The organism is Rhodococcus sp. 14-1411-2a (assembly GCF_002259485.1).
GTDB lineage: Bacteria > Actinomycetota > Actinomycetes > Mycobacteriales > Mycobacteriaceae > Rhodococcoides.
On sequence record NZ_NPGA01000012.1, the window covers coordinates 79,352 to 91,785 of the forward strand.

A 12,434-nucleotide genomic window follows, 5' to 3' on the forward strand; every position below is an offset into this window, starting at 1 on the left:
GCTTTTCTTCGGCCCGAAGTAGTGATGAGGGCCTATAGCTCAGGCGGTTAGAGCGCTTCCCTGATAAGGAAGAGGTCGGAGGTTCAAGTCCTCCTAGGCCCACACCGAACGAACGAAAAGAGGCAGGACATGAAAATCCTTCTTCTTGTCGCATCGGCGGTGATCGCAGTGCTGACAGTATCGAAGGTGCGCTCGCAGCGCAGCTCGGACGGCGTCTGGCACAGCATCCCCACCGCGTGACAATCGCTCGGAGTGGACGTGTAGAGTTCGTCCACGATTACCGGTAACACCCGGGGCCTTAGCTCAGTTGGTAGAGCGCTGCCTTTGCAAGGCAGATGTCAGGAGTTCGAATCTCCTAGGCTCCACAAAGAAAAGGACGTCCACTTCGGTGGGCGTCCTTTTTCGTCTCTCCAGCCGACCCCCCATGTCCACTCGATGTGACATTGACCCCCGAAAAGGCCACTGAATGTGACATTGAGTGCCATCGGATGCGCCGCGAGATCCCCCGGCCACTCAGCTTGACCGGTTGTGATTGGACCCAAGGCGATCTGTGTTTCGGCGCCCACATGTCCAGACAGTCGTCGGTTCGGTGTCGTATCGATGGTTCGGTCCTTAGCGTGGTCGCTGTGCAAGGACGTCGGTTCTCGGATCGACGTGAATGGTCGCGACGGCGCACCGCAGGGGGGTGTGCCGTCGTTCGATCTCGGCGGGCGGTGTTCGCCACTGTCTCGAATCGATCGGCGATTCGGGCATCTCGAATCTCGAAGGAGTCCCGCAGATGACGCGCGTTCTCGATCATGAAGAGCTGTTGAGGGAACTCGACGGCACGTTGGAAGCCAATTTGAATCGTCATCTGTCGATGGCGAAGGAATGGCATCCGCATGATTACGTTCCGTGGGATCTGGGTCGCAATTTCGCGGCGATGGGTGGGCAGGACTGGTCCCTCGAGCAGTCGTCGTTGTCGGAACTGGCGCGCACGGCGATGATCACCAATTTGCTCACCGAGGACAATCTGCCGTCGTATCACCGGGGGCTGGCAGACAATTTTTCGTTGGACGGTGCCTGGGGGACATGGGTGGGGCGCTGGACTGCGGAGGAGAACCGTCACGGCATCGTCATGCGCGATTATCTGGTGGTGACGCGTGCGGTGGATCCCGTCGAGTTGGAGCGCGCTCGAATGCACCACATGACGGTTGGTGTCGATGCGCCGATGGACGGTGCCAATTTCCTGCATTCGGTGGCGTATGTGACGTTCCAGGAGTTGGCGACACGGGTGTCGCATCGAAACACGGGACTGGCGTGCGGGGATCCGGTGGCGGATCGAATGTTGGCTCGTGTCGCTGCCGACGAGAACCTGCACATGATCTTCTATCGGAACCTCGGTGAGGCGTCGCTGGATCTGGTGCCCGATCAGATGGTTCGCGCCATCACCGATGTCGCGACCGACTTTCAGATGCCCGGCCTGAACATGCCCAATTTCCGCAAGAACGCGATGACCTTGGCCAAGCACGGGATCTACGATCTACGGCAGCATCTGGACGAGGTGTTGATGCCGGTCCTGCGCAAGTGGAAGATATTCGAGCGCAACGATTTCACGGGTGAGGGCGAGCGGGATCGCGATCGACTGGCAGCGTTCGTCGAGGACTTGGCCGAGAAGGCAACCAAGTTCGAGGAGTCCCGTGATCGACTACTTGCCAGGGAGGCAGCGCGCGCCGAGAAGGCGTCCTGACCTGCTGCGCTTTCGCTGGCCAGAGTCGTGATCGGGTCTCGGAGGTGTTAGAGTCCGGGCATCGTTGGGTCATGTGAGGCGATGGCCGTAGTGCGTGGGGAGGGCCGATGATGCCTGGGGGGTATCGGGTGAGTGGTGGTGTTCTCTTCGGTGAACGCTGCCTCCGATCGGCCGAATCATGGTCCTGCACGGTGGGAATCGACCGGTGAGCAGGCCTAGGTTCGACGAGTCCGGCCGCATGCTTGCCGTATTCGCTGCGGTTACGACGGTTCTCTACGCTGCCAGCGCGATTGCGTCGTGGTCGAATCTGACCGGTGCCCAGCAGGTTCTGGCCGCGTTGGCTCTGTTGCTGGGCCCGACGGCGATCGTGGTGTTGGCAAGGGCGGGTGTGCCGAGCCCCAAACAGGCGGTGGGGTTCGCGACCGCGTTGTCGGTGATGGCACTCGCCTGTGCGTTGGGCAGCAGCGACACCATGCCCGCGTTCTTGATCTGTGTCCAGGCGGCCATGTTCCTCGGTATGCACATAGGCGCGTTCTGGTCCGAACGCAGCGCAGGCATTTGGGTTGCCGTGCTTGCTGTTTCGGCGGTCATCGGAGCGGCGATCGCGCCGTACGGAACTCCGTTCATCAGTTACATCCTGGTGGCCCTCGGCATCGTCGGTGCGACGGAGGTCTTCGGTGTCTTCGCGCGTCGGATGCGCTATTCCGCGACGCACGATGCTTTGACCGGTCTGCTCAACAGGTTCGGGTTCGAATCCAAGATCGAGAAGATGTTGCCGGCGTGCGCGACTCGCGGATTGTCGGTCAGCCTCGCAGTGCTCGATCTCGACAATTTCAAGGAGATCAACGACGAGTACGGCCATATTGCCGGTGACGTCCTGCTCACTCGCGTCTCGAAGGCCTGGAAGGGGCAGCTGACCAAACGGGATGTTCTGGGTCGGCTCGGTGGAGACGAGTTCGTGTTGTTCATGCCGGGGGTTCTCGAGAAGGAGGCCTGGCAGATCATCGAGCGTCTGCGTCGGGCTCACCGCGCGGAGTGGAGCGTCGGATTGGCCTGCATGCCCGCGGGTCGCCGCTGGGGTGAGATCTATCGGGCAGCCGACGCCGATCTGTACCGGGCAAAGCGAAGCAGGCCGCCGAGGACCAGTCGGCCGTCCGATCCCGACGCCGGTTACAGCGGCCCCATTCGCAGAATTGCGCAGTGATCGTCACTCGACGCATCGTTGATCCCCAGATTTGATCCACAGGCTGGGGATAGATTTCCCGACGCGGTGCTTTTCTCGCGTTGACTCGTCGGAAACGACGACGCTGCGGGGGATACGCGATGGTCACTCTGAACGAATTCAGATCCTGGGACAGCCGCGTGCTGGTAGCGGCGTCCGACAGCCTGATGCACCGGTGGCGGGAGGTGGCCACCGTGCACGACTCGGTCACCGACGACATCGTGGGAGACGGGTGGGCCGGTCCCGCGGCCGAGGCTGCGCGGGAGGCGATGAGACGTATCCGGTCGGATCTGGCAGACGCCGCAGCCGAGTTGCTTCGGATCGCGACATGCACCGCGGATGCCTCGATCGACATGGCCGGCTTGGTCGCTGCGCTTCGCTCGGTGGAGCGGACGGCGGCGGAGGAGCGATTCGCGGTCGCATCCGACGGCTCGGTGTTCGACCTTGCAGCGTCGTATTCGGTTGCGCTGGTGGACTTGTGGTCGACGATGCGCGAGCGACGGCGGTGCCGTGAGGAGCTCGCCGAACGAATCGCACAGCTGATTCGTACGGCCACGGATTTCGACGACATCCTTGCCCGACGCCTCGTCGGGGGAACCTCCGCAGCCTCCGTTGCGACGGCAGTTGCGGCTTGGGTGCCGCGCGACGGCACACCGGCGGCCAACGCTGCTTTCTGGAGCGCACTCTCGACTGCAGCCCGTACCAGGTTGCTGGTCGAACAGCCGGCGCTGATCGGCAATCTCGACGGCCTGCCGGGTCGGGTGCGTGACAGCGCCAACCGCCGGGTGTTGGCCGCAGAGCGTGTCCGCCTTCGCGCCGTCGAAGTCGAACTACAGAAAGAGTTGTCCGACAACGTGTTCGGCGGAATTTTCAGCGACGCCGACGCCGGGCTCGAACAAACGCGCACTCGGTTGACAGCACTCGATGCGATCGACGCGACGCTGGCGCTGGGGGCTCGGCAGCTCCTGGTCCTCGACAATTCCTCGTACGAGGAGACGATGGCGGCCGTCGCGGTGGGAGATGTCGACACGGCGACCCATGTCGCCGTGTTCGTGCCCGGTCTCGGCTCGACCGTGCACGGAAACCTTCCCCGCTACGACGGCGAGATGGAGAACATCAAAAACACTGTGCAGCAGCTTGTTTCGAGAGATCCGGCGCAGTCTGCGGCTGCGGTGACATGGCTGGACTACCAGGCACCTCAGCTCGGTTGGAGCTTGCTCGATCCGGACCGGACCGTGGCCTCGGGTGCGGCTGCGCAGGCAGGAGCGGATCGGTTGATCCCGTTCCTGAACGGTCTCGACGCTGCACGGGCGAGCGATCCGCATCTGTCGGTGTTGGCCCACTCGTACGGATCGCTCACCGCGGCAACTGCTCTTCGAGACGACACCGGGGTCGACGATTTCGTGGCTCTCGGTTCACCGGGACTCGGCACACACAGCCTCGCAGATCTCCAGATTCCCGTCGGACACGTCTTCGCGGCGGAGGCCACGGGCGACATCGTCGCCGACCTGGGTGCATTCGGCCGCGATCCAGGGGCGCTGGACGGAATCACTCTGCTGTCCACGGAGCAATCCGACAGTGCCGGCCGCTCGATCGGGCACAGCGACTATCTCACCGAGGGCTCCGCCAGCGGCGACAACACGGCACTGGTCGTCGCCGACCGCAGCGCGGAGGCCGTGATCAGAACCAGGCCGGGTCTGTTCGACCTACTGCAGAAGGTGCTGTACCTATGACGACGTGTCGTCGTAGTCGGTCAGGCTCGGCGGGACATCGGCGGGCGGCGGCACCTCGTTGCGACGACGGCCGAGGAAGAACACGACACCTCCCACAACGGCAGCAACGGCACCGAACACCAGAACTCGCCGGGCCCGACGTGATCCCGAGTCGACCGTGACGAGTTCTCGGGTGCGATTCGCTTCGGCGATACGCTCCGCGGTCACTGCCCGCCGCTGCGCAGCCTGCTTTCGGGCCAGTCCGTAACCCTGTTTGGCCAGCAGCAGGCCGACTCCGGCCGGGCCCTTGCTCGCGGCGGATGCGGCACCGAGCAGGGCGGACGCTGCGGTACCTGTGGTCGACCGACCCTGGTCGGGCTTCGTTGTGCTCGTCATACCCTCACTGTTCCACAACACGGCCCCGCTGAACCCTCCCGATACACCCGACTCGACGCCCGTTGTGAACTGCCCGATCACCCGAGATGGCACGATGGAGGGCGTGACTTCACCAAACAAGACCCAAACGGCCACGCTGCACACCAACCGCGGCGATATCGTCATCGAACTGTTCGGCAATCACGCCCCCAAGACCGTCGCGAACTTCGTCGGTCTCGCGGACGGATCCAAGGAGTACACGACTCAGAACGCGTCGGGTGCCAAGACCGGACCGTTCTACGACGGCGCAGTCTTCCACCGCGTCATCGACGGCTTCATGATCCAGGGCGGCGACCCCACCGGCACCGGTGCAGGCGGACCGGGCTACAAGTTCGAGGACGAGTTCCACCCGGAGCTCTCCTTCGATCGCCCGTACCTGCTGGCCATGGCAAATGCCGGCCCCGGCACCAACGGCTCGCAGTTCTTCATCACCACCGGCAAGACCCCGCACCTCAACCGCAAGCACTCCATCTTCGGTGAGGTCACCGACGAGGCGTCGAAGAAGGTCGTCGACGCGATCTCGAGCACGCCGGTCGGCCGCGGAGATCGTCCGGTGGACGAGGTCGTCATCAACAACGTCACCATCGCTTGATCTGACCGAAGGACTTTCGACAAGATGACGAACCCCGGCTGGGGTGGCGCGTACGGCGACCAGCCCAACCCACCCCAGTCGGTGTGCGTCCGACATCCCGATCGCCCCACCGGCCTGGCCTGCTCGCGCTGCGGCAGGCCCGCGTGCCCGCAATGTCTGCAGGCCGCCGCGGTCGGACAGCACTGTGTCGACTGCGTGCGAGAAGGCAACAAGAACGTCCGCACTGCGCAGACCGTCGCCGGTGCGCCGATGGCACGATCCGCCAAGACTCCGCTGACCTACGCCCTGATCGCCGTCAACGTGATCGTCTATGCCATCACGGTGGCGCAGTCCGGCGATCCGATGAACAACACTTCCGGATCCGAGCTCGCCCGCGGTTGGGCTCTCAACAGCCTGCTCGTCGCCGACGGCGACGTGTTCCGGCTGATCGGCAGCGGCTTCGTCCACTACGGGCCGATCCACCTGCTCGTGAACATGTTCGCGCTGTACATCATCGGCCGTGACGTCGAACTCGTGCTCGGTCGAACCCGCTACCTGGTCGTCTACTTCCTCTCCTTGCTCGGAGGAAGCGCGTCGGTGATGCTGCTGGAGAACCCACTGACGCTCACCGTCGGCGCGTCCGGTGCAGTCTTCGGTCTACTGGGCGCACAGGCCGTGATCCTGCTGCGGCTCAAGCGAAGCCCGGCACCCATCCTCATCATCATCGCGGTGAACATCTTCATCAGCATCTCGATCCCCAGCATCTCGCTGTGGGGACATATGGGCGGACTCGTCGCCGGAGCCGCCGCCACCGCCGGTCTGGTGTTCTTGTCCAACCGAACCCGAGACACGGGACTACAACGAACCAGGGCCGGCCTGTCCATGGCATGGCTCTCGGTCACCGCCGTTGCTCTGGTGTCCCTGGGCATCATCGCCATCCGTGTACTCGACCTGCGCGCCCAGATGGGCCTCTAGCTAGTCCACTCGATGTGACATTGACCCCCGAAAAGTCCACTGAATGTCACATTGAGTGACCACGGGGGGCCGCACGGTCAGGTGTTTCGAGGCACCAAGCCGTGGGTTTCGAGTGCGTCGTATACGTCGCGGGGATCGGTTCCGAGGTCCCATCTGCCGAAGATGATCAGTCGATCGTCGTCTTCGCCGGGTGGGTGGATGTCGAGTTCGAGCATCGGTACGCGTCGGCCGAGGCGTGGGTATTTCACGATTTTGACGCGCACGATGTCGTTGCGGGTGTATGTGCGTAGGCCGCCGAGGCGTTTCATCACCAGAGTTCCGTTGTGGGTGATGGCCAGTCGTGGGCGTTGTGCGGCGGCGAGTGCGGCGATGATCCACATTCCGACGGCCGCGAGTCCGACGAGGAATGTTCCGGCTGCGTCGGTGGAGGAGAGTGCGGCACCGATTCCGAGGGTGATTCCGCCTGCGACCAGGGCTGCGACGGCGATGAGGGGCGTCGCCCATCGCTGTTCGTATACACCCTGTGGATCGTTTTCAGAGTTATCCACAGGGTTTATCCACATTGGGGATGAATGACATCGATGTAACTCGGCAGGTTCTCAGCGCCACCGCATGGTCATGACGAGTCCGACGACCATGAAGCCGAAGCCGATCAGGAAGTTGTAGGCGCCGAGATTTCCGATGAAGGCGATGTCCTCGGAAGCGAGGTAGTAGACGATCAGCCACAGCAGCCCGACCAGCATGAATCCCAGCATCAGCACCACGTACCAGACCGGTGACGGTCCGGCGTTGACCTTGACCGGCGTACGGTTCGCCGGGTTGATCGTGTAGTCGTTCTTCTTCCGTACCTTCGACTTCGGCATTGCTTCCTCTTCGCGTTCGTGACGGCCCGCGGCACTGCGGCCGTACCTGTGGACAACTGACGATCGGAACCTGTGGATCGACGGGTGCCGCGCGTCCCCAGGCTATTGTCGCCTGAAGGACCGTGACGGTCACCGACCCGGTTGCTGTACACGCTAACGCAGGTGAGCCCAGCACCGACCCACCGGACAAATTGCGAGCACCCGTGACACGACGATCGACTGCCCCCGCCGACACTCGTTGGTGGGTGCTCGCCGTCGCGGTGTGCGCTGTCGTCGGTCTGCTGCTCGGTACCACCAGACACGTGTCCGACGGTGCCGAACTCCGTGGAGGGGACACCACCAGACTGGCCGACCTCGTCGATGCAGCTCAGAGCAGCAGTGTGGAGGCCGAGCGCAGCAGGGACACGCTCGAGCAGCAAGTGGACACCATTCAGCAGCGAACCGCGTCCGTCGACACCGACGTCGCCGACGCACTGGCCCGGACCGATTCCCTGGCCGACGCGGCGGGCCGCGAGGCCGCGTCCGGCGGGGGTGTGACCGTCACGATGGCGGACGCTCCCCGTGGACCGGACGGCTCGTACGCGTCCGATGCATCCGTCGACGATCTGGTGGTTCATCAGGTCGATGTTCAGAGCGTGCTCAACGCGTTGTGGGCCGGTGGAGCGTCGGCGATCGCGATGCAAGATCAACGGTTGGTGGCCTCGTCGGCTCCGCGCTGCATCGGGAACACCCTTCTGCTCGGCGGGCGTACGTACAGTCCGCCGTACGTGATGACGGCGATCGGGGATTCGGATCGGCTGCGCGCGGCGTTGAAGAACGAGCCGGGTGTGCGGTTGTACGAGCAGTACGCGCTGAGATACGGCCTCCGCTACGACGTCGCGGTGTCCGAGGACCTCTCGGTGCCCGCGTACTCCGAATCGGTGCGCATGCGGTATGCACAGCCTCGCTGAGTACGCTGTCCACATGCGTATTCTCGTCGTCGACAACTACGACAGCTTCGTCTTCAACCTCGTCCAGTACCTGGGTCAGTTGAATGCCGATGTCGAGGTCTGGCGCAACGACGACGAGCGCCTCACCGATCGCGATGCCGTCGCGGCCCGGTTCGACGGCATTCTGCTCAGTCCGGGACCGGGCACGCCGCAGCGCGCAGGTGCCACGATGGATCTGGTCTCGGCCAGCGCCCGCACGAAGACGCCCCTGCTCGGGGTCTGTCTGGGCCATCAGGCGATCGGCGCAGCCTTCGGTGCCACCGTCGAGAAGGCCCCGGAACTGCTGCACGGCAAGACGAGTCTGGTGCACCATTCGGGCGTCGGAGTTCTCGAGGGCATGAACGAGCCCTTCACCGCCACTCGCTACCACTCGCTGACCGTCCGGGAGGACACCATCCCGGCCGAACTCGAGATCATCGGGCGTACCGAATCCGGTCTGGTCATGGCGATGAGGCACACCGAGCTACCGATTCACGGCGTCCAGTTCCACCCGGAGTCCATCCTCACCGAGGGCGGACACCGCATGCTGGCGAACTGGCTGACCGTCTGCGGAATGCCCACCGACCCCGGTCTCGTCGCCAAGCTCGAAGCTCAGGTCGCCGAGGCGTTCGCCTGAGCTCGACCCGAGGTGTCTAGCCGGTCGGAATACCCAGCGCCCCGATGCTCACGGTGATGGTGTCGGACTTGCTGATCTCCGAGCCTGCCGGCTGAGTCTGGTTCACGATGCGGCCGACCATCAGTGGGTCGAGCGTCGATTGCCTCGACGTCGACAGGTCCGACGCGGTTCCGGTCCATCCTGCCGATTCCAGTGCTGTCAGAGCCTGAGCTTCGGTGAGTCCGGCCAGGTCCGGCATCGGGATCTTGTCCCCGTTCGACACGCGCAACGTCACGACCGTGTTCTCGGCGACGTTGGCACCACCGGCGGGGTCCGTCGAGACGACCTGTCCCACCGGCTGACTGGAGTCGATGTTCTCTATCTGGACGCGGAGACCGGCACCCGCCACGTTCGGCTGCGCAACGTCGACGAGCTGGCCGACGACGTTGGGCATCCGTACCTGCGCCGGGCCGGAACCGAGCGTGATGCGAACCTGCGAGTCGGCGTTCATGCTCACGCCCGAGGACGGGTTCTGTTCGACGACCCTGTCGAGGTTCTCCGGCGTGGACGGTGCCCGGGCGACGGTGGGATCGAGTTGAAGGCCCACCTCGTTCAAGGCGTCCGACGCCTCCTGCTGCGTTCGTCCGGTCAGTCGCGGCACCTGCACCTGCTGGGGGCCCGAGGAGACGTCGAGCTGGATGTCCCCGGGTGATTCGGTCTGCGACCCCGCGGCGGGGTTGGTGCCGATCGCGGAACCCTCGGGAACCGACGCATCCGGCCTCTCCTGCACGGTGACGCGCAGGCCGACATTCTCGAGTTCCCGCTGGGCCTCGTCAGCGACGAGGCCTGCGACGGACGGCACGGTGACGGACGTGGGCTCCGCTCCGGGACCGAGGGACCACAGGAATGCTCCGACGATCGCGACGACGATGATCGACGCCGCGGAGATCAGCGCGATCTTCAGGCCCCGACGGCTCCTGGGTTCGTTGTCGGGTTCGGTGTGCCTCGACGGGCGGGGAGCGCCGGCGGCTGCTGCGGCCGGCTTGTCCGCGCCGGAGAAGTCCGCCTGCCGTGAATCGACCGATCCGAGAATCGTGGTGCGGTCCTCGTCGTTCATGACCATCGGGGCGCTCGGACGTTGACCGCCGAGCACCCGGACCAGGTCGGTGCGCATCTCGGCGGCACTCTGGTAGCGGTTGGCGGGATTCTTGGCCATCGCCTTGAGGATGATCGAGTCGAGTTCACGCGGCACCGTGTCGTTGACCAGCGACGGCAGCTGAGGATCCTCGCGCACGTGCTGATAGGCGACCGCGACCGGGGAATCACCCTTGAACGGGGGCTCACCGGTGAGGATCTCGAACAGCACACAGCCGAGCGAGTAGACGTCCGATCGAGCGTCGACCTGCTCGCCGCGAGCCTGCTCGGGCGAGAGGTACTGCGCGGTTCCGATGACGGCGGCCGTCTGAGTCATCGGCGACGAGGAATCGGCGATGGCGCGCGCGATGCCGAAGTCCATCACCTTCACTGCGCCCGCGTTGTTGATCATGATGTTCGCGGGTTTGACGTCGCGGTGCACGATGCCGTTGCGGTGGCTGAAATCGAGTGCAGCACAGACGTCGGCGATGACCTCCATGGCTCGACGCGGTGCCATGGGCCCTTCGGCGCGCACGATGTCGCGGAGGGTGTCGCCGTCGACGTACTCCATGACGATGAACGGGAGCGGACCGGCTTCGGTCTCGGCTTCACCGGTGTCGTACACGGCGACGATGGCCGGGTGGTTCAGTGCGGCCGCGTTCTGGGCTTCGCGGCGGAACCGCAGGTAGAACGTGGGGTCGCGAGCAAGATCGGCGCGCAGAACCTTGATGGCGACGTCGCGGTCCAGCCGAGTGTCACGTGCCAGATGAACCTCGGACATGCCGCCGAATCCGAGTATCTCGCCCAGCTCGTAGCGAGAGGAGAGCGTACGGGGAGTCGTCATCGTTGTCCTTGTGGATCTTGCTGGAATGGAATCTCGATCAGCGGACGTCTGGTCGTCGTCTCGGTGGGCTCCGCCGAGGTGGTCGTGGTTTCCTCGGTGGTCGTCGGCTCCTCCGTGGTGGTCGTCGTCGTGGTCGTCGTGGGTTCTTCGGTGGTGGTGGTTTCTTCGGTGGTCGTCGTGGGTTCGGTCGTCGTGGTCGTGGTGGTGGTCGGCTGCGTGGTGGTCGTGGTCGGCGGCACGAACGGCGTCGGCGTGTCGTCCCTGCCCCCGGTCAACAGCACATAACCGCCGATGAGGATGGCCAGCAGCAGCAGTCCGGCGCCGCCCCAGGCGAGGGCCTTCTGCGCCGACGACATTCCGGTGGTCTCGGGTACGGCGGCCGCAGCCGTTCCGGTGGCCGGTCCGCGGTACTCGCGCTGCGACGTCGGCATCATCTGGGTGCTCGACGGCGGCTGCGGGCTGGGCACGACGCCCGGCATCATGACCCTGCCGGTGCCCGAACCGCGGGAGTTTCCGGGCGCAGGCGGGCGACGGCCGGCTCGGACCGCGGCGACGGCGTCGGCGAATTCGCCACCGTTGGCGTAGCGCGCGGCCGGGTCCTTCACCATCGTGATCTCGATGAGTTCGCGTACGGCGGGAGGCAGGTCGAGTGGCATGGGGGCCGGCGTTTCGCGAACGTGCTTCATGGCCACGGTCAGCGCACCGTCGCCCACGAAGGGCCGCGTGCCCGCGAGTACTTCGTATCCGACGACTCCGAGCGAGTAAACGTCGGAAGCCGAGGTCGCCTCCTCGCCGAGCGCCTGCTCGGGGGCGATGTACTGCGCTGTGCCCATGACCATTCCGGTCTTGGTCACCGGGGACGCGTCGACGGCTTTGGCGATGCCGAAGTCGGTGATCTTGACCTGGCCGGTGGGGGTGATCAGGATGTTGCCCGGCTTGACGTCGCGGTGGACGACGCCTGCGGTGTGCGCGATCTGCAGCGAACGGCCGGTCTGCTCGAGCATGTCGAGGGCATGGCCGAGCGGCAAGCGGGACATGCGACCCAGCACGGCGTTGAGCGGCTCACCGTTGACCAGTTCCATCACCAGGTAGGCCAGTGATTCGCCCGCGCCGTCGCGGGTCTCGCCGTAGTCGTAGACGCCCGCGATTCCTGGATAGTTCAGCTGCGCGGTGGTGCGTGCCTCGAACCTGAAGCGCTGCAGGAATTCCGGGTCCTCGGAGAACTCGGCCTTGAGTACCTTGACCGCGACACGGCGATCGAGGCGGTTGTCCATTGCTTCCCACACCTGGCCCATGCCGCCGGTGGCGATGAGACGCAGAAGTCGATAGCGCTGCGCGATGACAGCTCCGTTGCTCAGTGGCACT

At 64.7% G+C, this 12,434-nt stretch carries 12 protein-coding genes and 2 tRNA genes; 9 read left to right on the forward strand and 5 right to left on the reverse strand.

The features are described 5' to 3' along the window. Positions 1 to 28: 28 nt before the first annotated feature. From CH291_RS09870 to CH291_RS09890, 5 genes are all read left to right on the forward strand, one after another. Positions 29 to 102 (forward strand) — tRNA-Ile (locus CH291_RS09870). Positions 103 to 292: 190 nt separating this feature from the next. Then, positions 293 to 365, forward strand: a tRNA-Ala gene (locus CH291_RS09875). A gap of 413 nt (positions 366 to 778) precedes the next feature. Continuing rightward, positions 779 to 1,729 (forward strand): acyl-ACP desaturase, encoded by a 951-nt coding sequence (locus CH291_RS09880; protein WP_068047542.1) that lies wholly within the window; start codon positions 779 to 781, stop codon positions 1,727 to 1,729. 205 nt (positions 1,730 to 1,934) lie between these two features. Continuing rightward, complete coding sequence (locus tag CH291_RS09885; protein WP_256980792.1) at positions 1,935 to 2,933, forward strand: GGDEF domain-containing protein; 999 nt, start codon at positions 1,935 to 1,937, stop codon at positions 2,931 to 2,933. A 119-nt stretch (positions 2,934 to 3,052) separates the two neighbouring features. Then, complete coding sequence (locus tag CH291_RS09890; protein WP_094687349.1) at positions 3,053 to 4,684, forward strand: alpha/beta hydrolase; 1,632 nt, start codon at positions 3,053 to 3,055, stop codon at positions 4,682 to 4,684. On the opposite strand, the gene CH291_RS09895 is transcribed toward CH291_RS09890, so the two are convergent. Beyond that, positions 4,679 to 5,059, reverse strand: a complete 381-nt coding sequence (locus CH291_RS09895; RefSeq protein ID WP_143545908.1) for a hypothetical protein — start codon at positions 5,057 to 5,059, stop codon at positions 4,679 to 4,681. The two genes, CH291_RS09890 and CH291_RS09895, sit on opposite strands and share 6 nt — an antisense overlap. A 94-nt stretch (positions 5,060 to 5,153) precedes the next feature. Between CH291_RS09895 and CH291_RS09900 the strand changes: the two genes are divergently transcribed. Both CH291_RS09900 and CH291_RS09905 read left to right on the forward strand, forming a co-directional pair. Next, a complete protein-coding gene (locus CH291_RS09900) occupies positions 5,154 to 5,690 on the forward strand; it encodes a peptidylprolyl isomerase (RefSeq protein ID WP_094638413.1) in 537 nt (178 codons plus the stop codon). A 24-nt stretch (positions 5,691 to 5,714) separates the two neighbouring features. Next, positions 5,715 to 6,644 carry a rhomboid family intramembrane serine protease gene (locus CH291_RS09905; RefSeq protein WP_094687351.1) on the forward strand — a complete coding sequence of 310 codons (930 nt, stop codon included), beginning with the start codon at positions 5,715 to 5,717 and terminating at the stop codon, positions 6,642 to 6,644. A 77-nt stretch (positions 6,645 to 6,721) separates the two neighbouring features. On the opposite strand, the gene CH291_RS09910 is transcribed toward CH291_RS09905, so the two are convergent. Continuing rightward, the gene (locus CH291_RS09910; protein WP_094687352.1) at positions 6,722 to 7,207 is read right to left on the reverse strand and encodes a PH domain-containing protein; all 486 of its coding nucleotides are present in this window, start codon (positions 7,205 to 7,207) and stop codon (positions 6,722 to 6,724) included. Between the two features lie 36 nt (positions 7,208 to 7,243). Continuing rightward, positions 7,244 to 7,507: a cell division protein CrgA gene (gene crgA, locus CH291_RS09915; RefSeq protein WP_032396997.1), complete on the reverse strand. Its 264-nt coding sequence runs from the start codon at positions 7,505 to 7,507 to the stop codon at positions 7,244 to 7,246. A gap of 203 nt (positions 7,508 to 7,710) precedes the next feature. Here crgA and CH291_RS09920 point away from each other — a divergent pair, with 203 nt between their 5' ends. Then, positions 7,711 to 8,457, forward strand: a complete 747-nt coding sequence (locus CH291_RS09920; RefSeq protein ID WP_094687353.1) for a DUF881 domain-containing protein — start codon at positions 7,711 to 7,713, stop codon at positions 8,455 to 8,457. Positions 8,458 to 8,470: 13 nt separating this feature from the next. Next, entirely contained in the window at positions 8,471 to 9,112 is a 642-nt protein-coding gene (locus tag CH291_RS09925) for an aminodeoxychorismate/anthranilate synthase component II (protein WP_068045567.1), read from the forward strand. 16 nt (positions 9,113 to 9,128) lie between these two features. Here the strand turns inward: CH291_RS09925 and pknB are convergent, their stop codons facing one another. Continuing rightward, positions 9,129 to 11,069: a Stk1 family PASTA domain-containing Ser/Thr kinase gene (gene pknB / locus CH291_RS09930; RefSeq protein ID WP_094687354.1), complete on the reverse strand. Its 1,941-nt coding sequence runs from the start codon at positions 11,067 to 11,069 to the stop codon at positions 9,129 to 9,131. Continuing rightward, positions 11,066 to 12,433 carry a serine/threonine-protein kinase gene (locus CH291_RS09935; protein WP_094638418.1) on the reverse strand — a complete coding sequence of 456 codons (1,368 nt, stop codon included), beginning with the start codon at positions 12,431 to 12,433 and terminating at the stop codon, positions 11,066 to 11,068. The genes pknB and CH291_RS09935 overlap by 4 nt, the downstream gene beginning before the upstream one ends. Between the last annotated feature and the right edge of the window lies 1 nt (position 12,434).

Coding starts and splice junctions, on each gene's coding strand:
- CH291_RS09900 (WP_094638413.1), top strand. CDS start 5,154: ATGGAGGGCGTGACTTCACCAAACAAGACCCAAACGGCCACGCTGCAC.
- CH291_RS09880 (WP_068047542.1), top strand. CDS start 779: ATGACGCGCGTTCTCGATCATGAAGAGCTGTTGAGGGAACTCGACGGC.
- CH291_RS09910 (WP_094687352.1), bottom strand. CDS start 7,207: ATGTGGATAAACCCTGTGGATAACTCTGAAAACGATCCACAGGGTGTA.
- CH291_RS09905 (WP_094687351.1), top strand. CDS start 5,715: ATGACGAACCCCGGCTGGGGTGGCGCGTACGGCGACCAGCCCAACCCA.
- CH291_RS09925 (WP_068045567.1), top strand. CDS start 8,471: ATGCGTATTCTCGTCGTCGACAACTACGACAGCTTCGTCTTCAACCTC.
- crgA (WP_032396997.1), bottom strand. CDS start 7,507: ATGCCGAAGTCGAAGGTACGGAAGAAGAACGACTACACGATCAACCCG.
- pknB (WP_094687354.1), bottom strand. CDS start 11,069: ATGACGACTCCCCGTACGCTCTCCTCTCGCTACGAGCTGGGCGAGATA.
- CH291_RS09895 (WP_143545908.1), bottom strand. CDS start 5,059: ATGACGAGCACAACGAAGCCCGACCAGGGTCGGTCGACCACAGGTACC.
- CH291_RS09890 (WP_094687349.1), top strand. CDS start 3,053: ATGGTCACTCTGAACGAATTCAGATCCTGGGACAGCCGCGTGCTGGTA.